The sequence below is a fragment of the Neisseria sp. 20925_1_37 genome, assembly GCF_041433255.1.
Lineage (GTDB): Bacteria > Pseudomonadota > Gammaproteobacteria > Burkholderiales > Neisseriaceae > Neisseria > Neisseria flavescens_D.
This window is the reverse complement of the sequence record NZ_JAPWBC010000016.1, coordinates 1-23,475: the sequence shown is the minus strand read 5'-3', so window position 1 is coordinate 23,475 and position 23,475 is coordinate 1. Positions and strand designations below refer to the sequence as shown.

At 49.9% G+C, this 23,475-nt stretch carries 21 protein-coding genes and 3 tRNA genes; 2 read left to right on the top strand and 22 right to left on the bottom strand.

Annotated elements, in window-relative coordinates; genetic code table 11:
- Positions 1 to 46 precede the first annotated feature (46 nt).
- From O3661_RS09980 to def, 15 genes are all read right to left on the bottom strand, one after another.
- A tRNA-Thr gene (locus O3661_RS09980) sits at positions 47 to 121 on the bottom strand.
- A 9-nt stretch (positions 122 to 130) separates the two neighbouring features.
- Positions 131 to 204: transfer RNA gene (locus O3661_RS09975), tRNA-Gly, on the bottom strand.
- A 31-nt stretch (positions 205 to 235) separates the two neighbouring features.
- A tRNA-Tyr gene (locus O3661_RS09970) sits at positions 236 to 319 on the bottom strand.
- Positions 320 to 417: 98 nt separating this feature from the next.
- Positions 418 to 669, bottom strand: coding sequence for a YfhL family 4Fe-4S dicluster ferredoxin (locus O3661_RS09965; RefSeq protein WP_003679513.1), 252 nt, complete (start codon positions 667 to 669; stop codon positions 418 to 420).
- A gap of 122 nt (positions 670 to 791) precedes the next feature.
- Positions 792 to 1,364 carry a 16S rRNA (guanine(966)-N(2))-methyltransferase RsmD gene (gene rsmD / locus O3661_RS09960; protein ID WP_371493309.1) on the bottom strand — a complete coding sequence of 191 codons (573 nt, stop codon included), beginning with the start codon at positions 1,362 to 1,364 and terminating at the stop codon, positions 792 to 794.
- Positions 1,365 to 1,514: 150 nt separating this feature from the next.
- Positions 1,515 to 3,821 (bottom strand): type I DNA topoisomerase, encoded by a 2,307-nt coding sequence (topA, locus tag O3661_RS09955; RefSeq protein ID WP_371493308.1) that lies wholly within the window; start codon positions 3,819 to 3,821, stop codon positions 1,515 to 1,517.
- A gap of 73 nt (positions 3,822 to 3,894) precedes the next feature.
- Positions 3,895 to 4,350, bottom strand: coding sequence for a DUF494 family protein (locus tag O3661_RS09950; RefSeq protein ID WP_070849635.1), 456 nt, complete (start codon positions 4,348 to 4,350; stop codon positions 3,895 to 3,897).
- 24 nt (positions 4,351 to 4,374) lie between these two features.
- Positions 4,375 to 5,565 (bottom strand): DNA-processing protein DprA, encoded by a 1,191-nt coding sequence (dprA, locus tag O3661_RS09945; protein WP_371493306.1) that lies wholly within the window; start codon positions 5,563 to 5,565, stop codon positions 4,375 to 4,377.
- A gap of 234 nt (positions 5,566 to 5,799) precedes the next feature.
- On the bottom strand, positions 5,800 to 7,074 hold the full coding sequence (locus O3661_RS09940; protein ID WP_371493305.1) for a sigma-54-dependent transcriptional regulator: 1,275 nt from the start codon (positions 7,072 to 7,074) through the stop codon (positions 5,800 to 5,802).
- Complete coding sequence (locus O3661_RS09935) at positions 7,061 to 9,187, bottom strand: PAS domain-containing sensor histidine kinase (RefSeq protein ID WP_070765156.1); 2,127 nt, start codon at positions 9,185 to 9,187, stop codon at positions 7,061 to 7,063. The genes O3661_RS09940 and O3661_RS09935 overlap by 14 nt, the downstream gene beginning before the upstream one ends.
- A gap of 3 nt (positions 9,188 to 9,190) precedes the next feature.
- Positions 9,191 to 9,784 carry a DUF4390 domain-containing protein gene (locus O3661_RS09930; RefSeq protein ID WP_049331249.1) on the bottom strand — a complete coding sequence of 198 codons (594 nt, stop codon included), beginning with the start codon at positions 9,782 to 9,784 and terminating at the stop codon, positions 9,191 to 9,193.
- Positions 9,750 to 11,009 carry a 16S rRNA (cytosine(967)-C(5))-methyltransferase RsmB gene (rsmB, locus tag O3661_RS09925; protein ID WP_070711734.1) on the bottom strand — a complete coding sequence of 420 codons (1,260 nt, stop codon included), beginning with the start codon at positions 11,007 to 11,009 and terminating at the stop codon, positions 9,750 to 9,752. The genes O3661_RS09930 and rsmB overlap by 35 nt, the downstream gene beginning before the upstream one ends.
- A 46-nt stretch (positions 11,010 to 11,055) precedes the next feature.
- Positions 11,056 to 11,574, bottom strand: a complete 519-nt coding sequence (locus tag O3661_RS09920; RefSeq protein WP_371493304.1) for an O-acetyl-ADP-ribose deacetylase — start codon at positions 11,572 to 11,574, stop codon at positions 11,056 to 11,058.
- A gap of 33 nt (positions 11,575 to 11,607) precedes the next feature.
- Positions 11,608 to 12,534, bottom strand: a complete 927-nt coding sequence (gene fmt / locus O3661_RS09915; RefSeq protein ID WP_371493303.1) for a methionyl-tRNA formyltransferase — start codon at positions 12,532 to 12,534, stop codon at positions 11,608 to 11,610.
- Positions 12,535 to 12,669: 135 nt separating this feature from the next.
- Positions 12,670 to 13,173: a peptide deformylase gene (gene def, locus O3661_RS09910; protein WP_003678675.1), complete on the bottom strand. Its 504-nt coding sequence runs from the start codon at positions 13,171 to 13,173 to the stop codon at positions 12,670 to 12,672.
- Between the two features lie 234 nt (positions 13,174 to 13,407).
- Here def and O3661_RS09905 point away from each other — a divergent pair, with 234 nt between their 5' ends.
- On the top strand, positions 13,408 to 14,673 hold the full coding sequence (locus O3661_RS09905; RefSeq protein WP_371493301.1) for a LysM peptidoglycan-binding domain-containing protein: 1,266 nt from the start codon (positions 13,408 to 13,410) through the stop codon (positions 14,671 to 14,673).
- 313 nt (positions 14,674 to 14,986) lie between these two features.
- Here O3661_RS09905 and O3661_RS09900 read toward each other — a convergent pair whose 3' ends face one another.
- Both O3661_RS09900 and pyk read right to left on the bottom strand, forming a co-directional pair.
- Positions 14,987 to 16,381 (bottom strand): OmpP1/FadL family transporter, encoded by a 1,395-nt coding sequence (locus O3661_RS09900; protein ID WP_371493300.1) that lies wholly within the window; start codon positions 16,379 to 16,381, stop codon positions 14,987 to 14,989.
- Between the two features lie 175 nt (positions 16,382 to 16,556).
- Complete coding sequence (gene pyk / locus O3661_RS09895) at positions 16,557 to 18,029, bottom strand: pyruvate kinase (protein ID WP_300481018.1); 1,473 nt, start codon at positions 18,027 to 18,029, stop codon at positions 16,557 to 16,559.
- A 213-nt stretch (positions 18,030 to 18,242) separates the two neighbouring features.
- On the opposite strand from pyk, the gene O3661_RS09890 reads away from it, so the two are divergent.
- Complete coding sequence (locus tag O3661_RS09890) at positions 18,243 to 18,746, top strand: hypothetical protein (protein ID WP_049336347.1); 504 nt, start codon at positions 18,243 to 18,245, stop codon at positions 18,744 to 18,746.
- Positions 18,747 to 18,811: 65 nt separating this feature from the next.
- Here O3661_RS09890 and O3661_RS09885 read toward each other — a convergent pair whose 3' ends face one another.
- The 5 genes from O3661_RS09885 to pyrB all read right to left on the bottom strand — a co-directional run bounded on the left by O3661_RS09885 (position 18,812) and on the right by pyrB (position 22,350).
- Positions 18,812 to 18,940 (bottom strand): hypothetical protein, encoded by a 129-nt coding sequence (locus tag O3661_RS09885; protein ID WP_283255527.1) that lies wholly within the window; start codon positions 18,938 to 18,940, stop codon positions 18,812 to 18,814.
- 23 nt (positions 18,941 to 18,963) lie between these two features.
- Complete coding sequence (locus O3661_RS09880) at positions 18,964 to 19,827, bottom strand: GNAT family N-acetyltransferase (RefSeq protein WP_049331270.1); 864 nt, start codon at positions 19,825 to 19,827, stop codon at positions 18,964 to 18,966.
- Positions 19,828 to 20,102: 275 nt separating this feature from the next.
- The gene (locus O3661_RS09875) at positions 20,103 to 20,768 is read right to left on the bottom strand and encodes a hypothetical protein (protein WP_371493298.1); all 666 of its coding nucleotides are present in this window, start codon (positions 20,766 to 20,768) and stop codon (positions 20,103 to 20,105) included.
- Positions 20,769 to 20,960: 192 nt separating this feature from the next.
- Positions 20,961 to 21,419, bottom strand: a complete 459-nt coding sequence (gene pyrI / locus O3661_RS09870) for an aspartate carbamoyltransferase regulatory subunit (RefSeq protein WP_315040008.1) — start codon at positions 21,417 to 21,419, stop codon at positions 20,961 to 20,963.
- Positions 21,420 to 21,429: 10 nt separating this feature from the next.
- A complete protein-coding gene (gene pyrB / locus O3661_RS09865) occupies positions 21,430 to 22,350 on the bottom strand; it encodes an aspartate carbamoyltransferase (RefSeq protein ID WP_371493297.1) in 921 nt (306 codons plus the stop codon).
- Between the last annotated feature and the right edge of the window lie 1,125 nt (positions 22,351 to 23,475).

Sequence of the window (23,475 nt, the reverse complement as noted above, 5' to 3'; positions counted from 1 at the left end):
CAATATCCTATAATCTAAGCTTTTGAAAGAAAGGGTAATAATGAGATGGTGCCCATAGGCAGATTTGAACTGCCGACCTCTCCCTTACCAAGGGAGTGCTCTACCCCTGAGCTACATGGGCGAAATTGTTTGGAGCGGGTGAAGGGAATCGAACCCTCACCGTAAGCTTGGAAGGCTTCTGCTCTACCATTGAGCTACACCCGCATACTCACTATTTGCTCCAAGTAAGAATTTTTGGTGGAGGGAGAAGGATTCGAACCTTCGAAGCTCACGCAACAGATTTACAGTCTGCCCCCTTTGACCGCTCGGGAATCCCTCCAAAAGAGAACGCTAGTTTATTTGCAACTCGAATTTCCGTCAAGATTTTTTTTCATTTATTTCTTTAAAAATATCCAAGCTTTTGCTTTTAAACACTATTTATTTAAACTGAATGATTTTTTCGTACTTAGCCATCAGTTCCTCGTGCGTTTCAGGATGTTCTTCATCGATTAAGATACAGTCGACAGGACATACCTGTTGGCACTGAGGCTCATCGTAATGGCCTACACATTGCGTACACAAATTTGGATTGATTTCGTAAATTTCTTCACCTTGCGAAATGGCATCATTAGGGCATTCCGGTTCGCACACATCGCAGTTAATGCACTCATCTGTAATAAAGAGCGACATTTCTATTTCCTTTTTTCTTAAATTATCAAAACCGATTGGGCGCGGATTATAGCACAAATGACGTCGGAACAATCCGTTTGAAAGAATGTTTTACACCTTGGGAATGATTCTCAAATTCTATACTATTCAGCAACTTGCGAATAGAGCAACAATTCAAACCTACTCATTCCCGCCTTTCCTTCCCGATAAATTTCCAGCCAATCCGGTTTTTCAGGCAGTTTCCCTGCTTCAATATAGACCATTGCCCCATTTTTCAAGTGGCTTTGCAATCGGATAAACAGATTTTGCCAATCTTCCCATGCAAACGGCGGATCAAGAAATACGACATCAAATTTTTCAGACGGCCTTGCCAGATAAGCCATGCCGTCTGAACACTCGATTTTCGCCTGTTTCAAACCTAATTCACGGATATTTTTCTGAAGCGTTTGAACAGTTTGGCGGTGGTTATCGACCATTACCACTTTTGCCGCATTACGAGAAGCGGCCTCCATTCCCAAAGCACCGCTGCCGCTGAATAAATCCAATACTGTTTTTCCAGTTAAATCCTGACCCAACCAATTAAACAGTTTTTCACGCACGCTGTCAGGCGTCGGACGCAAACCGTCTGCAGATAAAAATGTTAACTTTCGTCCCCTGCATTGCCCACCGATGATGCGTACTTGATTGGTGTGTTTGGAATGTTTGTTGTTTGCCATGATTTTTAAAAAGATGTCGAGTTTTCAGACGGCCTCAATTATATAGTGAAACTGCCATCAAGCCGTATTTCACTCTATTCTTTTAGATACAACAAGGCCGTCTGAAAATCATTTTTCAGACGGCCTTCCCTATTTTAAACCAACCTACCTTTACTCTTTCGGTGCAGGCGGTTCAATCTGTTCTTTCCAGCCGCATTCTTTTTGCGGGCAGACTTTTTCCACGCCCCAGCGTTTGGTGGTCTTAATGGTCAAAACCGGCCAATGGCAGTTCGGGCATTCTTCGGCTACGGGCGGATTCCAAGTGGCGTAGTTGCAGTCGGGATAGGTGCTGCAACTGTAAAACAGTTTGCCGTAGCGGGATTTGCGTTCGACGAGGTTGCCTTTTTTGCATTGCGGGCATTGGACGCCGGTGTCTTTCGGTTTTTCCAGCGGCTCGACGTGTTTGCATTTGGGGTAGTTGGCGCAGCCGATGAATTTGCTGCCGGTGCGGCTGTATTTGTACAACAACCGTCCGCCACATTTGGGGCATTCGCGCCCGTCGAGTTCGGCTTGTTCTGCTTCAGCTTTGGCGATGCGCTCGGCGGCCTCTTCGGCGGTTTCGTTGACGTTGCGCGTGTAGCTGCACTCTGGATAACCAGCGCAGGCGACGAAACGGCCCATTTTGCCAAACTTGATTTGCAGTTTGTGTTCGCCGCATTTGGGGCAGGTTTCGTCGAGTTCCTGCGTGGTGAATTTGGCGCGTTCGATACCCTCTTTTTCTTCCACTTGCTTGATAAACGGCTTCCAGAATTTATCCATAACAGGAATCCATTGGCGTTTGCCGTTAGCAATTTCGTCAAGCTGGTCTTCAAGTTTGGCGGTAAAGTGGTAATCGACATATTGGGCGAAGTGTTCGGTCAAGAATTTATTGACGATGTCGCCTGTGTCGGTGGGCATAAAGCGTTTTTGCTCAAGGGTAACGTATTCGCGGTCTTTGAGCGTGGAAATAATGCTGGCGTAGGTTGAAGGGCGACCGATGCCGTATTCTTCGAGGGCTTTAACCAGCGTGGCTTCGTTGTAACGTGGCGGCGGAGTGGTAAAGTGTTGTTCGCCGTAGAGTTTGTCCACGGGCAATTTGTCGCCTTCGCTCATTTCAGGCAGTTTTTTGCTGTCTTCGCTCTCTTCGTCATCGCTGCTTTCTTCATAAACGCTCAAGAAGCCTGCGAAAGTCTGCACTTGTCCGGTTACGCGGAAGACGCCTTTGCCGACGGTAATATCGACGGTGGTTTGGTCGAATTTGGCGGGCGTCATCTGACAGGCGACGGTGCGCTGCCAAATCATTTGATAGAGTTTGAACTGGTCTGCGCTCAGGAAGGGTTTGACGCTTTCGGGCGTGCGGTACACGGAAGTCGGACGGATGGCTTCGTGCGCTTCTTGGGCGTTTTTGGATTTGGTTTTGTACTGCTTGGCCGAACTTGGCAGATATTCTTTGCCGATTTTGTTTTCGATGTAATGGCGGATTTCGGTTAACGCTTCATCGGCCAAATTCACGCTGTCGGTACGCATATAGGTAATCAGACCGATGGCGCCCTGCCCTACGTCTATACCTTCATAAAGTTGCTGAGCAGTACGCATGGTGCGGTCGGTGGTGAAGCCGAGTTTGCGCACGGCATCCTGCTGCATGGTAGATGTGGTGAACGGCGCGGCGGGATTGCGGCTGCGCTTTTTCTTTTCAATGGCGGTAACGACGGCCTCTTTGCCTTCGAGTTCTTTCAATACGTCGGCTTGCGCGGCTTCGTTCGGCAGGTCGAATTGTTCGATTTTCGCGCCGTTGTATTGGGCGAGTTTGGCGGTAAACTTGCTGCGGCCTTTGTGGCTGTCGAGATGTACCGTCCAATATTCCTGCGCTTCAAACGCGCGGATTTCATTTTCGCGCTCGCAAATCAGGCGCAAAGCGGGACTTTGTACACGGCCTGCGCTCAAACCGCGTCGGATTTTTTTCCACAACAATGGCGAGAGGTTGAAACCGACCAAATAGTCCAAAGCTCGGCGGGCTTGTTGCGCATCGACCAAGTCCATTTCGATTTCGCGCGGATTGGCGACGGCGTCGAGCACGGCGTTTTTGGTGATTTCGTGGAACACGACACGCTGCGGCTTGATGTTTTTCAGGCCGCGTTTGGATTTGAGGATTTCATAAAGATGCCATGAGATGGCTTCGCCTTCCCTATCCGGGTCGGTTGCGAGGTAGATGTTTTCGGCTTCTTTGGCACCGGCGACGATGGCATCGACGTGTTTGCTGTTGCGGCTGATCAGTTGGTATTTCATGGCAAAGCCATTGTCGGGATCGACTGCTCCGCTTTTGGGTACCAAGTCGCGGACGTGGCCGTAAGACGCCAAGATTTCAAAATCACCGCCCAGATATTTTTTCAGGGTTTTGGCTTTGGACGGGGATTCGACGATTAATAGGTTTTTCGCCATTGTTGTTCTCTTTTGGATGTATTGGGTTTATGTTTCAGACGGCCTTTATTATTGAGGCCGTCTGAAAAAAGGTTTAGTGCATCACGTTTTGTCCGGTCAACGCACTCATCAAGTCGTCGCCTATCAGGACGGGCAACTCGCTCTTGTGCATCCACAACACCAGCAATACCAACACTTTGGCGGTATCGAGGGTGATTTCGTCCGATGGAATGTGCATCAGGGCGTGAATGACGATTTCGCGTTGCTCATAAGTAATTGCGTGTTCGGCAACCAAATACTGCATCAAGCCCATGACTTCCTGCGGCAGGTTTTCAGCTTCTTCACGGCAGAATATGCGCAGTGAGTCGCTGTTAAACGGCTCGGCATAGAATTCGGACGTATTGAACAAGACTTCCATCATCATCAATGTATTGCCGATTTCCGTAGCATCAAAACCCGCATCTTCCAAGAGGCGACCCAAATCCTCCGGAGGCGGACAATTGTCGAAATCTTGGAAGTGTTCGATTAAATAGGCAATGACTTCGGTCATGCTGGTTCCTTAAATATAGATAATTTATGCTTTGACACGCTGATAACGGCCGCCCGGCAAGGCGGCGACGATACCGTCAAGTTCGTATTCCAAAAGCTGTGCGTACACGTCTGCTGCTGCCGTATTGGTTTGTTGCGCCAAAATATCGGGATGTATCGGGTCGTAACCCATTGCTTCCAATAAAGCGCTTGTTGATGGGGCGGCAGATAGGTTTTCAGACGGCCTTGGCGGTTCATCCGCTATTGTTTTGGGTTGCAGATGTTCGGTTTGATCGTTTTTCGGTTTGACCATCTTATTTATAGAATATGATGGAACAGGCGTATTTTGCAATAGCTGCGGACACTCATGGAGAATATCGTCCAAACATTCAACCAATTTTGCCCCGTCTTTAATCAGCTTGTGGCAGCCTTTGCTGTGCGGATTGTCTATCGAACCGGGCACTGCCATCACTTCGCGCCCCATCTCCGCAGCCAGCTTGGCGGTAATCAATGAGCCGGATTCCAATGCCGCTTCGACCACCAATGTCAGCTGCGACAACGCAGCAATCAAACGGTTGCGGCGCGGAAAATTGCCTGCGAACGGACGCGTGTCTAAAGGGAACTCGCTGACAATCAAACCTTTTTCAGCAATTTCATAAGCAAGGTTTTTATTGGACGGCGGATAAATGCGGTCTATACCGGTTCCCCAAACGGCAATGGTACCGCCATCTGCCTGCAATGCGCCTTGATGTGCGGCAGTATCGATACCCGAAGCCATACCCGATACGACGGGAATGCCTTTTTCGCTCAACGCCCTGCCGAAATCTTTGGCAATCCGCATTGCCTGCGGCGTGGCATGGCGACTGCCGACAATCGCGGCAGAAGGTGTGTGCAACAACTCTGCATTGCCGCGTAAAAACAAAACCGGCGGCGCGGTAATGCCTTGTGTCAGCATTTCGGGGAAATCATCATCTTGCAGCAGCAACAGACGGCAACCGTCCTGCATTTCCCATTTTAAAGCGGCTTCGGCAGACTGCTGCGCCAAAGCCCGTTTGTCCGCATTACGCCACGACTCGGCTGCCTGTTTATGGCGCACCAACGCGGCAATTTTGTCTGCCGGCGCATTCAAGGCAGCTTGTGCGCTACCGAATTGCTGCAACAGCACCAAAAAACTTTCTGCGCCGATATAGGGCGTAAATGCCAGTTGCAACCAAGCAAAACGCTCGTTTTCCGTCATCAATCTGTTCCCTTTTTGTAATGGTTTTTCAGACGGCCTGAAGTAAATCAAGGCCGTCTGAAAATTTTATTGATATAAAACTTCTGTCGGCTTAAAAGGCAAAATAACAATGCCGAGCCATACCATTATTTTTATAAAGTATTGCTTGTCTAAGCAAACCGTCAAATGACGATGCCGTCTGAAAAACCTGATGGCTTTCAGACGGCCTCTTTTGTGTTTGAACCGATATTGCGCTTATTCGTCGGATTTGTCGGCGCTGCGGCGCGATACGCTGATACCGAGTTGTTTGAGTTTGCGGTAAAGGTGTGTACGCTCCAAACCGACCTTTTGCGCCACGCGGCTCATATTTTGACCTTCTTGGGCGATGTGGTACTCAAAGTAGCGGCGCTCGACTTCTTCCCTCAATTCACGCAAAGGCATATTGAAATTGAAGCCACCGATGATTTCTGTCGCCGTCGCATTTTCCTTCTGACCCAAAGCCACGGCAACGGCCTGCTCGTCCACTTCTTTGCCGTCCGATTCCAACATGATGTTTTTCACCGTTTCGGCAAGCTGGTCGTAATTGCCCGGCCAATCGTATTGGCGCAAAACCACCACCGCGCTGTCGCTGAATTTTACCGGCTGGATTTTTTGACTTTCGGCCAAATCGGTCATGATGCGGTTGATTAAAAAGACGATGTCGTCCGGTTGGCTGCGCAAAGAAGGAACATCGATACGCTCTTTCAACAGCTCTGCCAGTCGACCGGTAACGACGTCATCGGCACTCTCGCCGCGTTTAAAGCCGCATGAAGCGATTACACGGACATTGTAGCGGTCGGCTTTTTCCAGCAAGAAAGCAATGCCGTTTTGGATGTTTTTGCTGTAACGGGCAATATCGCCAACATACAAAATGCCGCCTGATGCCTTTTGCAACAGCTCCATCGGCGTATCGACAATGTGTTCGACACGGTCGGTTGCCACCCAAGGCGTACCGCTTTTGTGCAGATAGCGGGCGACAATCTCAAACGGCGAGCCTGCCTCACCGGCCAACAACAGCGGGCGGTTGTGTTTGGCGGCCGCTTCAATGCTGCCGTTCATTTCTTGAATAATGGGGCTGTTGCCCAGTTTGTCCAAAGTCATGCCGGAGGCCGTCTGAACTTCGCCATGTTTCAAGGCGCGTTCTACTGCAGACAAGAGTTTTTGCAGGGCAATCGGTTTTTCCAGAAAATCGAGCGCGCCGATTTTGGTGGCTTCAACCGCAGTGTCAATGCTGGCATGGCCGCTCATCATCACCACAGGCATATTGAGTTGGCCGTTTTTCGCCCACTCTTTCAACAAAGTAATGCCGTCGCAATCGGGCATCCAAATGTCCAGCAACACCATGGCCGGACGCGTTTGATAACGCAATTGGCGCGCTTCTTCGGCATTTTCGGCCAAAGTGACGGTATAGCCTTCGTCTTGAAGGATTTCGGAGAGCAGGTCGCGGATGCCTACTTCATCATCTACAATCAAAATATCACTGCTTCGCATAAGTTTCTGCCATTTCCGGTAAAGCTATTTTGACACACGCGCCGCCGCTGTTCTGATTGCTCAGGCTGATGCGGCCGCCATGCTCCTCGATAATTTTTTTCACAACGGGCAAACCCAGCCCAGTTCCTGTCGGTTTGTCGGTAACGTACGGCTCAAAAGCATTGTGCAGCATTTCTTTGCTGAAACTTTTACCGTTGTTGCAGACGGTCAGGAAAACCTGTCCGCCTTCGCGCCCTGTTTCGACGTTTACTTGCGGCGCTTCGTCCGACTCTGCCGCTTCTGCGGCATTCTTAAATAGGTTATGCAACACTTGGCGCATCGCCGTCGTATCGGCAACAATCGGCAGGGCATCGGCGCTGAGCCGCGCATTAAATTTGCACGCGCCGGCCTCATATAATACCAATACTTCCGACACCAAACCGTTTAAATCTTGTTTTTCTAAATTCAGAGACGGCGCACGCGCATAGTTGCGGAATGCTTCGACCATCTCTTTCAGCGCGGCAACCTGTTTGACGATGGTATCGGTTGAACGGCTGAGGATTTGGGCGTCTTGTTCGTCAAGTTTATCATGCAATTTCCATGCCAATCTCTCGGCGGAAAGCTGGATAGGCGTAAGCGGATTGCGGATTTCGTGTGCCAAGCGTTTCGCCACTTCGCCCCATGCGGCCTCTTTTTGCGCGCGTATCAAGACGGTAATGTCATCAATTACCATCACCACGCCGTTATCGTTGTCTTCCGGCAGGATGGTGGCTTTGCCCAACAAGATTCGGGCATCATCGGGCGCTGCGTATTCGACTTGGACGGGTTTGTCACTGTCGGCGGTTTCATTAATGGCGGCAAACACATCGGCCAACAGGGTTTGCTGCGGCGATTTGCCGTGCCATTGATGCCAGTTGCTACCCCACAAAGACACCAGCGAAACGCCCAAAATCTGTTCGGCAGCCTTGTTAAAGGTTTTCAGACGGCCATCGGCATCCAAAGTAATCACGCCCGTGGTCAAACTTTCCAACACGCATTCCAAATAATGGCGTGCGGCTTCTTCGCGCAAACGGTTGCGTTCGTCCGCCTCTTTGGCAATCGATAATTGCTCGGTCATGTGGTTGAACAATTGGGTCAACCGGCCGAACTCGTCATTGCGGAATACCGGCCGGGTTTGGCTGAAGTCACCCTGAGCCACCGCCCGTGCACCCTCTGCCAACGACAACACCGGCGCCACAAAACGGCGGGCAAAATACAAAGCCATAACCAGCGCCAAAAAGATGGCCAACAATGTCGCAACCAACAGCGTGGACAGGAAAAAGGTTTGCAGGCCTTTTTTGGTATAACTCAGCTCGGCGTATTTGGCACGAGCCGCTTCAATCAACGTCGCATCTTGGGCAACATCTTTCGGAATCGGCTGACGGAAAAATAGCGCATAATCCTGATTTTTATGCGTACCGATCAGCATCCAACCTTGGGCATACAGCACGCCGCCGATGTTTTCCAAGCTACGAACCGAACCGGTCTGCTCCAGCTGCTCCCATCCTTCTTTGTTAAGCTCGGGTTGATTTAGTTTCAGGGGATTGATGCTTTTCTCGGCTTTATGGGTGGTCGCGTTATAAAGCGCCAGCTGGGCAAAGTCGGCAGTAAGTGCGGATTGGGTCAGCGTTTGCCCCAAGTTGCCATCCAGCGAAGCGGCGCTGATTAAGTCGATTTGCACCGGTGTGGCGTTGCTGACAGCATTGTCCACCGCCAAGTTCAGCGCGGATTTGCTCAAGTTTAAGCTGCGCTCTAGAGCCTCATGGGTATCGTTGCCAAACCAAGAATTAATCGTACCGTTAATAAACTGGGCGGAAATACCGAACAAAAACACGCCCGGCAATACGGCAACCAAAGTAAACATCCCCGACAGCCGACGTGCAATCTGCGAACCAAACACGCTTTTGCTGTTGTCGCGCATCAAAAGCACGACATAGCGCACCAACACCGCCGCCAACACCAGCAACAGCAAACCGCACAAGGCGACAATCCACCAGAAGTAATCGGACAATACGTTGCTGCTGCCCGTTGCAACAGTCAGGCCGTACAACAAAACTACGGCGAATACGGCGGCAATCAGGAGAAAGCGGCGCATGATTTACTCCTGCACGACCGACAAGGACTTCCAACCGGAATCCAAATGCCAGTTTTTAGAAGTCAGGGCATTGATTTGGAACGGTTTGGGCAGCTTGGCGGTTGTCAGCAGCAGGCGGATTTCAGCCTTCGTGTCTTTGGCGGCCACGTCACTCAGCGCGCCTTTGGACAAAACCTTCCAATTCGCGACCGCACCTACTGCGCGCAAGGCAGTTTCAAGCGTGTCGTACTCGGTAGAAAACGTACCGACGGTAACGCGATAGCGGTTGGTCAGTGGATGGAAGGACAATTTGTATTGAATCGTGCTGTCGTTGTTGAGCAGCTGGTCGAACTTGAATTTATAAGACGCCACGGACGGCGCTGACAGCTGCCAACTCAAATTGAAATGCAGGGGGACGCCCTGTTTGAGTGCTTCTTTAAGCTGGTCGGGCAGGTCGGTGCGGAAACGGCTGCTGACGGAAAGCTGTCCGGCATGGGTCAGCTTTGCCTCGGCACGGGTCGCACTGATGCCCTCGCCCGCCGCATTCAACGACACGGCGAGCAAGAGCGGTACAATCAGCGTTTTACTGCTTTTTAATAAGCGCGTAATAAAAGCCATCTTGATGTTTGTTCGGTAAAAGCACATGCGATTCGATCAACTCGGCATCGGCATGGCGGTTAAGGAATTTTTGCAACTGACCGTCGTTTTCTTCGACAAAGACCGAGCAGGTAGCCAGCAACATCCTGCCATTTTTCGTCAGGGTCTGCCACAGCGCGTCTAATAATGCTTCCTGTTGGCGTGCGGTTTTGACGGCATCGGTCGGTCGGCGCAGCCATTTTACGTCGGGATTGCGGCGCGCCACGCCAGAAGCGGTACACGGCACATCTGCCAAGACAGCGTCAAAGGCCTTGCCATCATACCACGCTGTCAAGTCCTGCGCATCGGCACAAGTCAAAGAGGCCGTCTGAAAGCCTAAACGGTCAAGATTGCTCTTCACCCTGTTCAGACGACCCTCGTCTATATCCAAGGCGGTAACATGACAATCTGCCAGTTCCAAGATATGGCCTGTCTTGCCGCCTGGCGCTGCACAGGCATCGAGAATGCGTTCGCCGTCTTTCGGGTTCAACAAATAGGCAGCACGTTGCGCACCAAAATCCTGCACCGACACCAGGCCGTCTGAAAAACCGGGCAGGCGGCTTACCGGCACGGCTTCTTCCAACATCACGGCGTATTCGTCCAACGCCCTGGCCAAAATACCTTCCGCAGCCAGTTTTTCCAAATAGCTTTCGGCATTGCCGTGTCGGCGGTTGACGCGCAAAGTCATCGGCGGATGCGATTGCAGCGCGGTGGTGATGTTGTGCCAATGTTTCGGATAATGGTTTCTCAAGTAAGCCACCCACCACAGCGGCAGGTTGTGTTTCGCCACATCGTCTTTTTTGCAGGAAGCCGCGAGCTTGTCGCGTTCACGCAAAAAGCGGCGCAAAATCGCATTGGCAAACGAACGGAACTGGCCGCGGCCGATTTTGGCAATGCTTTCCACCGCCTCATTGACCACTGCATGAGGCGCATTGCGCGTGTAATGCAGTTGGTACATCGCCGCCAAAAGCAGGCTTTCAAGCTGCGGATTATCAATCGGCTTCTTCAGCATTTGTCCAAGCATATACTTCAAACTGCCCAAATAACGCTGGCAACCGTAGGCAATATCCTGCAACGCGCCGTTTTCCTGCGCCGTCAGCTGTGGATGCGCCACGCGGATTTCCGCCAAGACATCCTGAAGATTGCGCCCTTCGGCAACCGCGGCAACGCTGTCGGCGGCCAATTTTTGGGCGAGGGACATACTCATATTTTTGCTTTCTGATTTATATTTGATTTCAAGTGTTCGGCGGATTTCAGACGGCCTGTTCGGCAGCCAGTAATGCCCGATAATATTCGGCATCTGTTTTGGAAAAACAGCAAAAGATGATTTTTTCCACTGCCGGACATTGCGGCAGGGTTTGTTTCAAACTCTCCAAAGCGATACGCGCGGCGGCTTTGGCTGGGAAGCGGTACACACCGGTACTGATGCACGGAAAGGCAATGCTGTGGAGATTGTGTTTCTGAGCAAGCAGCAAGGAATTAGTGTAGGATTGTGCCAATTTGGCCTCTTCATTTTGTTGTCCGCCAAACCATACCGGCCCGACCGTGTGGATGACAAAGCGTGCAGGTAAACGGTAGCCTTTGGTTATTTTGGCTTCGCCTGTGCGGCAACCGCCCAAAGTGCGGCACTCGTCCAGCAGTTCTTTGCCCGCAGCGCGGTGTATCGCACCATCTACGCCGCCACCGCCCAACAGCGATGAATTGGCGGCATTGACAATCGCATCGACTGCCAATCGGGTAATATCACCTTCGACCACTTCAAAAACAGCCATTATCTTCTTTCCTCTACGTTTGTTTCCAGCCTGTTACAAAACCGTTCCGACTTCAATCGTCCGGCCTGCCGCAAATGCCTGTATGCTCATGCGTTTGCTACCGGAAGGCTGCAATTCGGTAATGTTCAGCGCGTGTTCACCGCACGCCACCAGCAGGCCGTCTGAAGTGCAAGACAATACTTCGCCTGCCTTACCCTGTTTGGCCACCACTTCGGCACGCCAGATTTTCATCGGTTTGCCTTGATACTCGACCCACGCGGCAGGTACAGGGTTGAAAGCACGGATTTTGCGCTCAATCACAGCCGCACTTTCATTCCAATCGATACGCGCCTCTTCTTTGCTTAATTTTTGGGCGTAGGTAACGCCTTCTTCAGGCTGTTTGACCGCATTCAGACGGCCTTCTGCCTGTAGTCGCTGTAAATCGGCAACAATCGCTTCCGCACCCAAACCCATCAGCGCGTCATGCACTTCGTTGGCGGTATCCGTAGGCTGGATGGCGTAGCGGTGTTCGCTGACCACATCGCCGGTGTCCAAACCGATGTCCATCTGCATGATGCACACGCCGGTTTCGGCATCGCCGGCTTCAATCGCACGTTGAATCGGTGCTGCGCCGCGCCAACGGGGTAACAGCGAAGCGTGGATATTGAGGCAGCCGTGTTTGGGCGTATCCAACACATCCTGCGGCAAAATCAAACCATATGCGGCCACCACCATCACATCCGAGCCCGTATCTTTGAGCATTTGCAGGGCTTCGGCGTTATTGCGCAACTTTTCCGGCTGCGCCACGGTCAAACCCAATTCCAAGGCAGCCTGTTTGACTGGCGATGCGGTCAACTGCATGCCGCGGCCTTTGGGGCGGTCGGGCTGGGTCAACACCAGCGGAATTTCAAAACCTGCGGCGGCAATGGCTTTCAAGGCGGCGGCGGCAAAATCAGGCGTACCGGCAAAGATGACTTTCATGTTGTGTCCTTGTGGAAATGGTTTGAATGGGCGCGTTGGGCAAACTGTTTCATCTGAAAAGGCCGTCTGAAAGATTGAAAACCGAAGTCTGCCTTCTGTTTTGTCTTTTCAGACGGCCTTTAAGCGATGCGCAGGTCAGATGGTGTGTTTCTGACGTTTTTTCAGTTTGGTTTTGATGCGGCCTTGTTTCAGCTGCGACAAGTGTTCGACAAACACGATGCCCATCAGGTGGTCCAATTCGTGCTGCACGCAGATTGCCAGCAGGCCGTCTGCTTCCAGCGTGAATTTCTCGCCTTTTTCGTTTAAAGCCTCGACTTTGACGCGCTCGGCACGGGTCACGGTATCGTAAATGCCCGGCACGGACAGGCAGCCTTCTTCATAAGTCGTCTCGCCGTCTTTTTCGACAATGACGGGATTGATGAATACGCGCGGCTCGCTGCGGTCTTCGGTCAAATCCATCACGACGATGCGCTCGTGTACATCGACCTGAGTGGCCGCCAAACCGATACCGCGTGCTTCGTACATGGTTTCAAACATATCGGCAACCAATGTCTGGATGCGCTCGTCGATTTTTTCAACAGGTTTGGCGACCGTGTGCAAACGCTCGTCAGGGTATTGGAGGATGTTCAGTAAAGCCATAATATTCTCGTTTTATAAAGCTGATGTGTGATTTTCATACAGATTCGGTTTCCGCCGCCACAATCTCCTGTCATGACAGCAACATTCAATGCTAAAATAACGCCGAAAAATGTTAAGATAGCGCGACGGACGCCGTTCGTTATCGTATTGATGAATGGGCGGCAGTTTCGCAAACTCCAGCCTTCTCTGTTTATCATCTGAAGACAAACCAAACCGATTTCAAGGGGAACGGTTATGCAACAACGTATTATAACCCTGCTTTGCATGGCAGGCATGGCTATTTCTGCCCACACTCAGGCAGCTTCTTTAAAAATCCGCCCCAATGCGCCGCAACGCTACGTCGTTAAAAACGGCGATACCTTGTGGGGCATTTCCGGCAAATATCTGTACAGCCCGTGGCAATGGAACCGCCTTTGGGGCGCCAACCGCAACGCCATCCGCAATCCGCATCTGATCTATCCGGGTCAGGTGTTGGTTTTACGCTACGTCAACGGCCAGCCACGACTGGGTTTTGAACATGCCCAAACCCGTTCAGACGGCATTCCCGTGATCAAACTGCATCCGCGCGTACGCGAAACTTCCGGCTACGGTATTCCGACCGTCAACGTCAACCTCTACCGTATGTTTATGAAACATCCGCAGATTATCGCCCCGGAAGAAACCGCCAACGCGCCGCGCCTGATTGCGGGCCCCGACAACCGCGTCCTCTACACGCAAGGCAACCGCGTGTACGCATACGGCCTGACCGAACCCGGCCGCTACCTGACCTACCGCGTCAATAAAAACATCACCGATCCGGAAACCGGCAAATTCCTCGGCCAAGAAGTCGTGTTCAGCGGCATCGCCAACACGCTGCCTTATACCGACTCCGCCTTGGAACACCGTACCCGCGCTTCTGACGAAAAACTCAAAAGCAACGAGTATTACACCCAAGTCAACAAAGTCATGAAGCTGCGCACCCAGTCCGCGCAACCTTTGGTTATCGAAGAAGCCGTTTCCGAAATCCGCAAAGACGACTATCTGCTGAAACTGCCCGAAGGCCTCGACAGCTTCAATGTGATGCCTCACGCCCCTGCCCGTCCAATTCAGGCCAAAGTCGTTTCCATCTTCGACGGCGTGGGCGAAGCCGGCCAGTTCCAAACCATTACTTTGGATAAAGGCGAACTCGACGGCTTGGACAAAGGCACGGTGATCAGCCTCTACAAACGCGGCCGCCAAGTCCGTGTCAATCTGTCCAACAACCTGATTCGCAAGCCGAAAGACAAAGATACGGTTGAATTGGTTTCCATTCCGGCGGAAGAAATCGGCTTGGCAATGGTGTACCGCACATCCGACCATCTGGCATCCGCCATTATTTTGGAAAGCCTGAACAGCGTTTCCATTGGCGATACCGCTTCCGAACCCGGCCGAGATTTGGACAATATGGCTGATGAAAAAACCATGGACAAACCGGCCGAAGACGAACAAGAAAGAGAAATCGAACTGGAAGTCCGCAGCTGATTGAGCTTTCTTAGCAGCCATCCGGCAAATAAAGGCCGTCTGAAAACCTGTTTTTCAGACGGCCTTTTGATTACTGCCAATCAGAATAAATAAAATCTGTAACACGTTGTTTAAAGTGTAAAAAATATCTTATTTTTCAAGCCGGTAATCGGCTATTCCCTTTTCTATCGTCTTTCTGCGCTACCATTCCAATCAGAAATATGGAAGGCCCAACATACTATTTATTGCCTGTTGATTGTTCCATCTGTTCCTGCCAATCAAAAAGGCCGTCTGAAATCTTCAGACGGCCTTTTTATCCACAACTCAAATCCGATTATTTGAATTTGTAAGTGTATTGCAAGCCCAAGATGTCTGCTTTGTTTTTGAAGCGGGCAGAGGATGCACCGCGGCTGTCCACGTCGTTGCCGCTGGCTTTGCCGGCGCGGTAAACCGTGTCATTGATGTGGATATGGCTGTACGCCGCATCGATAACATGGTTTTTACCCAGTTGATATTTAGCACCGATGGAGAACCAGATACGGTTGCCGTCAGGCAAGCTGTTCATGCGGTCTTCGGCACTTTTAACCGGTGATTTGTCGAAAGCGATACCGGCACGCAGTTGCAATGGTTCGGTAACTTGGTAAGAGCCGCCGAATGCAACTTTATAAGTGTTGCGCCAGTTAGGCGTGATGACGGTACGGTCAGATTGGCCGTTGACGATGATTTTTTCTTTTTCAAACACCAGCTCGGCTTTGTTGAAGCGGCTGTGGCGCGTCCAAGTGACATCGCCGAACAGGTTGGTTTTGTCGGTGGCGCGGTACATACCATGAACAGACAAAGACTCAGGCGTGACGATTTTTACGCTGGCTTTTTCGTTCGGTACATAACCGAGTGCGGCCATTGCACCAGAATCCCATGCCTGTTTCACCGCTGCACCGTCTGCCGCCCATTCTGCAGTGCCTTCAAGCGTGTGTGAAACTTTGGAACGATAGTTCACACCCACGCGCGCGCGGTCATTAATGTCCCACATCCACGCCAGTTGGTAACCAAAGCCCCAATCGCTGCCTTTGACATCGGCGTGTCCGTCAGCCTGAATGGCGGCGGCAATGGCTGCATCCGGTTTGCCGGAGGCTTTTGCCACTGCTTTTTGCTTGATACCCCAGTCGGCATATTTGCGCAGTTCGGCGGAAGTATGTTGGGCAATAATACCTGCGCCGAAGGAATGGCGGTCGTTGAGTTTCCATGCGACTACCGGCTCGATGGCGATGGTGGTCAAACCCAGTTTATTGATGTTGTGGCGCAACACGGAATCTTTTTCATATTCGGTTGCAGAACCGAAGGGGACGTACACGCCCAAACCCAAAGTGACATCGTCGCTGGCTTTGTATGCGCCATAGACGTGCGGAGCAACGGTGGTTTCGGTAATTTTGCCGCTTTTCGATCCTTGGACGGGAATGCCAGTAAAGTCGGTGGCAGATTCCGCTTCATAATGAATGCTTGGGAAAACGATATTGGCGTTAACGGAAATTTGGCTGCTGTCAAGTTTGGTCAGGCCGGCCGGGTTGTAGAAAATGGTTGATGCATCGGCGGCTTCGGCGGCGGCGGCGTTGGCCGTGCCTTGTGCGTTAACGGATTGTGTGCCGAAGTGGTAGCCGGAGGCTTGGACGGCGGTAGATAACAGTGCTGCGCTTAAAATAAATGCTGTTTTTTTCAGATTAAAATGAATCATTTTGGTTTACCGTGAAAGTAGCGGACAAAGAAAAAGGCCGTCTGAAACGTCCTTTATTGATTTAGTATAGGCACTCAATTCTATACTACATCATTATTTTTGCCTAATCTTTTCTTTTTTTACACAAAAAAGCAGGCTGAAACAGCCTGCTTTTCCAATCATCGGATCACTGCAATTATTTGACCTGCAACACTTCCAGCGTATTGGTCGAACCGGATTCGCGCATTTGCGAACCGCTGGTGATGATGTATTGGTCGCCGCTTTGGAGGATTTTGTGTTCTACCAGCATGGCTTCCACTTCGTTCAGCGCGGTATCGTGATCGGTACTGGTTGCCAAAATCAACGGACGTACACCGCGGTACATCGCCATGCGGCGTTGCGCTGAAACACTCGGCGTCAGGGCAAAAATCGGCAGGGTGATGTTGTGGCGGCTGACTTCGAAGGCGGTCGAACCGCTTTCAGTCAGGGCAACGATGGCTTTGGCGTGAACTGCTCGCGCCACGCTGACCGCACCGCCGGCAATCGCCAAGTTGGTGCTGACGGCTTCGGGATACTCGACCTGTTCGGCAACGCCGTTGAGCGAATCTTGTTCTTTTTCCGCAGCCGCACAAATAATCGCCATTTGGCTGACGGTTTCAAACGGATACGCGCCGACGGCGGTTTCGGCGGAACACATCACCGCATCGGTACCGTCCAATACTGCGTTGGCCACGTCGCTGACTTCCGCGCGGGTCGGTACGGGGTTGGTAATCATGGATTCCATCATTTGAGTTGCGGTAATGCTGAAGCGGCGCAACTCACGGGCACGGCGGATCATGCGTTTTTGCAGGGCGGGGACGGCTGCGTGTCCGACTTCGACCGCCAAGTCGCCGCGGGCAACCATAATACCGTCGCTGGCAAGGATGATTTCGTCCAGGTTTTCAATGGCTTCTACTCGCTCGATTTTGGAAACTAAACCGGGGCGTACGGCAGTGCTGCCTTTCATTTCTTCTTCGACTTTGGCGCGGGCAGTGTGCAAATCTTCGGCAGATTTCACAAAGCTGATGGCCAAGTAGTCGCAACCGATGGCAATCGCGGTTTTCAGGTCGCGGAAGTCTTTCTCGGTCAACGCACCGGCAGACAGGCCACCGCCGCGTTTGTTGATACCTTTGTTACTTTTCAGCACATGGCTGTTTTCTACCCTTGTAATAATCTTACTTCCTTCAACCGCCTCAACGGTCAAAGTCAACAGGCCGTCGTCCAGCCACAAAACATCGCCGGCAGCGACGTCATTCGGCAAATCACGGTAGTCCAAACCCACCGCTTCGCGTGTACCTTCGCCTTCAAGTGCGGCATCCAAAATCAAAGTTTCATCTTTATTCAGCTCGATGCTGCCGCCGGCAATTTTGCCAACACGGATTTTAGGCCCTTGCAAGTCGGCAAGAATGGCGATTTCCTGACCCGCACGTTTCGCGGCTTCGCGTACGATACGGGCATTTTCTTCATGAAACTCCGGCGTACCGTGGCTGAAATTGAAACGGACGACATTAAGGCCGCCGACACGGATCATGTCTTCCAACAATTGTACATTGTTGCTGCCCGGACCCAGTGTGGCAACAATTTTGGTATTGTGGCTGATACGGGTTAAATCACGTTGCAATTGGCTCATGTAAACGTCCTTTCCTGTTGATTTCACGTTTGATAATGAAGAAGATTGTACTCTTAATGCAATAATGTTGGCGTAAAATTACATCATTTTCTGACTTAAACTAAATTTATTTTTGCATTAACCTACTTTTCTATCGGATACAATACACTCTCACGTCGTCATGTTTAATTTTCAGACGGCCTCTCTCATACTAATAGAATACCCAACTGATCCATGAAACGTTTTTTGACTCCGCTACCCATCGGCATCGTTTTGGCCGACCTGATCTACGGTTTCGTACTTAATGTCATGCAAGGCTTAAATTTGCAACAAACCGCCGCCAACCAGTCCGGTACAATTTCCGTTACGCCCGACATTGCCTTCAACAGCCTGCAAATCGTCGCCAACGGCGGCATGGTCTGTATCATCGGCTTCGGTTTGATTGTTTTGTTCCAACTCAACCGCGCCGTATTACGCCAACAAATCCTGCCCATCGGTATTTTCCGAACCCTCGGCCTGTTGGCTGTTTTGGCATTCAGCATTTCGTCTTTGTGGGAATGGTTGCATGCCGCTTTGTCGCTGCTTTCCGGGCACAACGTTTTAAACTTCAGCAACCCGCGTTATCTGGTTACCGCAGCCTGCATGCCCATCATCGCTTTCTTGTGCATCCTGCGCCTGTACAATTGGTATCGCCTGCATCGGACTGTTGCCGCTGACGACACCTCCACGACACTCTAATCAAGTTGCAAAAAGGCCGTCTGAAACAGGAAAACCTATTTCAGACGGCCTTGTCATTATATATCTCAACGTTGATGGCTGGTTTCTACACCGGCCTTAATCTCGCCATACATTTGTGAGCTGCCTTGCCCGCTGCCTGATGCGCAGGCCGCCAAGCTCAGTGTCAAAACAGCCGCGGTCAAAATCTTCAACATTGATTTCTCTCTTTCTACAAAAATTATTTCGGATCGCAACGGAAATGGTACGCACAAATTTCGAATCCGTTTTTGAAGTAGAGACGATGAGCATCTGCTCGGTCATGGTTCACATGGACATTCAGATGGATTTTGGTCGCGCCCGTTTCCGCACCGATTTTACGTACTTCTTCCAACAAGCGTGAAGCATAACCTTTTTGGCGGCATTGCGGCATGGTTACGAGATCATCAATATGGATATGGTAACCACTGGCCAAGTTATGTGCAGTATGGAAACCGCATACGGCTACGGCATTTTGTTTGCCTTCTTCAAAAATACCCAGCAGACGGTAGCCGGTTTTGCGTTGATGCTCGTTGATTTGTTCGACGAAACGGTGAATATCGGTCAAAGAAGAACGCAAAATACTCAGTGCCGCAAAAGCAGTTGCAGTTTCTTCCGGCGGAATTTCACGCAATACGCCGACCACAGGCGCGGCAGCTTGAGGCTCAGGCTGCGCATTGGCCGCTTCCGCACGCTCGGCGGCATGTTTTTCTTCAATCGCCTGCGCCAACAAAACGCGCTCGACCGGCACTTCGCCCTGCTGTTTGCTTTCTTGCTCTTTAAGCAAGGCTTTGCAATCAATCACGCGCAAATCGTTATCCGCTGCAAAATCCATCAAGAAACGGAACATTTGCGGATTGTCTTCTTCCAGTTTTTTATCGACTGCCACACAACGGACATTGTCCACCAAAATCGGGCGCACCCAATTCGAATAGGAAAGGCGATTGTCTTTGGTGAAGGAAGACAAAATACCGCACAGGCGCTCCGCCCAGTCGCTTGGTCGGAAAATCTTGCCTTTGCTGGTCGTACCATGGATCACAACTTCATAAGGATTACACACTAACATAAGCAGCTTCCTGAGAGTAAATGGCTGAAGGAATATTTCGCCAGTGCCAACATCAGAAAAAGTTCCGATACATAGCAACAGATTATTGAAAAAATATCAGTAAGGTTTTGAAATACGACAATGATGAGACGGCTTGCCGATCCTGACAATCCGTTTCGAATTCTTTGATTATTATACCCGATACGCCTCTTTTTCTTCAAAAATCATTTGAAAAATAACAACAGGCCGTCTGAAAACAAGTATTTCGGTTTCAGACGGCCTGCATATTTTGAATATCAATACAACAATTTCTTGCGGGGCTTTTGCTCGCCGCTGGATTTAATTTCTGACAAATTGAAATTCAGTATGCTCAAATCCAAAACGCTTTCAGAAGTGCATTGATCGCCAAAGGCATTTTCATAAGTGGCCTTCAGTTTCAACACGCCACCGAATGTTTGGTCCGGCAATTCGGCAGCCAGCGCCAACATGCTTGCAAACACGCCGCCATACAATTCTCCCGATGCCAGCATATCCACACCGTCGGAAAACATCTCCAAGCGCATAACCGCATCGGCAACCAGCTTACTCGGCAAGTGATCCGGCAAAGCCTCTGCCTCAAAACGCACATTCTTCGCCAAGCCCTTACCGCTATTGCGGACAACCAAAACCAATAAATCCGTTTGACCGTCAGAACGCTGCAACGTCGCATGCAAAACAGGATGAATGCTCTCTTTTTGAATCAGCTGTTCACGGTGCAACATCTTGCTTTTTGCTTTGGATCGCGCAGAGACGACAGCCCAAATCAACCAAACAAATGCAACGGCAGAAATGGCAGTAACCAAAAGGGGAAGATTGGTCAAATAGGCTTGCTGATTAAACCAAACTTGTGCTGCCAAAAATCCGGCAAAGAAAATCAAGACGTATAAAATTGGGGCAAACCGGCTTTGTATGGATGAGTGCATAAGTTTTCCTACATTTCGTATCGTGTTATAAAAAATAATGCCTTTTGAGCTAATGATGTCATCAACTCAGAAGGCATTATTTTAACGTAATTTTAACGCAATTTGCTTAATATCTTGCTTTTTATGAAACTAATGTATCAAGCAGACAACTCAAACCACACAGCCGTGTTTTCAGACGGCCTGAGATTTTTATCAGGCTTCGGCAACCGAATCACGCGAGAAGGTTTTTTCGCAATAATGACATTTCAAACGCGTCTGACCATTATATGAACGGACATAAAAGCGACTGATGACCGGCTCGCCATGACTGGCACAATTGGTATTCGGGCAGCGGAACACTTCCGAAATCTCGTCCGGCAATGACAAATGCTGTTTGTCGATCACTTTAAACTGATCGATTTTGTTTACCACTGCTTCAGGGGCAAATAAAGCCAAACGGTTGGCCGCATTGGCATCCAACCACACACCGCTGATTTTGATAATATCTTTGCTGCCCTGCGTTTTGCTGGGCAAATTAAAACCGACCGTAACCGCGCTGCCATAATGCAGCAGCTTAAATTGTCTTAAAATGGCCAAGCCTTTACCGGCAGGAATATGGTCAATCACCGTACCTTGTTCGATCGCTTCCACGCTGAGTTTTGAGTTTTCCATCTTTCGCTCCTTAAACTTCTTCGTTCAATACCAAAGACAAAATTGCCATCCGTGCATACACACCGTTGGTTGCCTGTTCAAAATAATAGGCATGAGGTGTTTTATCCACATTCGGATGAATTTCATCTACCCTCGGTAAAGGATGCAAGACGCGCAAATTGGGTTTAGCATTTGCCAGCATTGACGCATCAAGATTGAATTTACCCTGGATTTTGGCAAATTCCTGCTCATCAAAACGTTCGCGCTGAACGCGGGTCATGTACAAAATATCCGCCCATTCGACCGCTTCTTCCAAGCCGGACAAAATTTGATAAGGGCAACCGGCCTCCTCCAGCTCTTCAGTGATATAGTCCGGCATTGCCAAGCTGGGAGGGGATACAAATGCAAACTCACAACCCCAACGCTTCAATGCCTGACACAATGAGTGTACCGTACGGCCATATTTCAAATCACCGGCCATAGCAATTTTCAAATTGCTCAAGCTACCTTGTGTTTCATAAATCGTTACCAAATCCAAAAGTGTCTGGCTCGGATGTTGATTGGTACCATCACCTGCATTAATCACAGGTACACTCGAAAACTCGGCCGCCAGACGGGCCGCACCGTCTTTAGGGTGTCGCTGAATAATCGCATCCGTATAGCTGGAAATAATCCTCGCAGTATCTGCAAGCGTTTCACCCTTTTTCGCACTGGTGTTCGCGCCATCGGAAAAACCGATAACTTTCCCACCCAAACGCTGTACCGCCGTTTCAAAAGACAAACGCGTACGGGTAGAGGGTTCAAAAAAGCACGAACCAATCAATTTACCTTCAAGCAAATCTTCGCGAGGCTGCTTTTTCAACTTCAAGGCCGTCTGAAGCAGTAATTCGAGCTGCTCCGTCGTCAAATCTGAAATTGAAATAATATGTTGCCGATAAAGCGGATTAGGCATGACCATTCCTTCCCATAAAAAAGCCCGCAACAGGCGGGCGTTTCAAGCAAACCGATTCCATCGTTGCCCGACATCATCCCCGTCGGACAATCACAACCATGTTTCTACCACACCCATGAAATCTTTCGCATTATCGCATATTTAACAGACGACTGCTCCTATCAAGTTTTCAGACGGCCTAAGACCTTTGCAAAAAAAGCCCTCATCCCCAACAGTCAAAACTCAAACACAGGGATTTGACAGTTTCCTTTTATCTTTCCAATACTCGCATCTTGTAGGAGCAAACAAGCGCAAGTAAGCTGTTAACCACTTCAACGATTCAAACATATCGCTTTCGAATAGCGTTGCACACCCATGTTGCCTAAAGCAAATTAGGTTCACAGCCTGATTTACAATGAAATGTAACAAAGCTTTGTTCAACTGCATAACGGATTTTTCAACAAATATTCGGTTGTGTTTGATTTGCGTTTTCGTCAATGAGTTGTTGCAAAGGGCTTTTCAATAATGCAGGTCTATAGCTGATGTTTTTCTAGGTGCTATCTATTTTTCTGCCGTAGCCTTTGATTGAACCTTCTGTCATACTTTATCTCGTGGACATTGACGGAGTGATGTGCAGTTTCTCAATATAGCCTTTCAAAATAGATACAGATATATGTTTGCCATATCAACCAGCTTTTTACCCTGCAGATAATGCTATCTTTGCTTGGTGTAATTTGTCTACAGCCTTATCTTTCATTATCCTTACCCATGACCGAAACTATTGATCTCGGGCCGTCTGAATAATGTTGCATAAATGACTTAAACTACAGCTTTCTCTACTTTTAAAATTTTCCGCTTAATTTACAGTTAATCAGTTCCAATAGTTCTGATCAAGGCATTACCTTCCGCCGACTGGTTGCAGTGTCAGCATAAGGTTCTGGATTTGAAATATTCAGTTCGTCAAAATGATAAAACGGGTTAAGACAATAATGCAGTACTCGAGGTTGAGATCAGCCTACCCAAAAGACGTGCCTATGCACGTCCTTTTTACTTTCTTATCTCCTTTCCACTCTATTGTCACCCCATAAAAGGCTTACACTCCACATCATTGCCCCTAAATATCTCCTCACCATCCGTACAACTGCC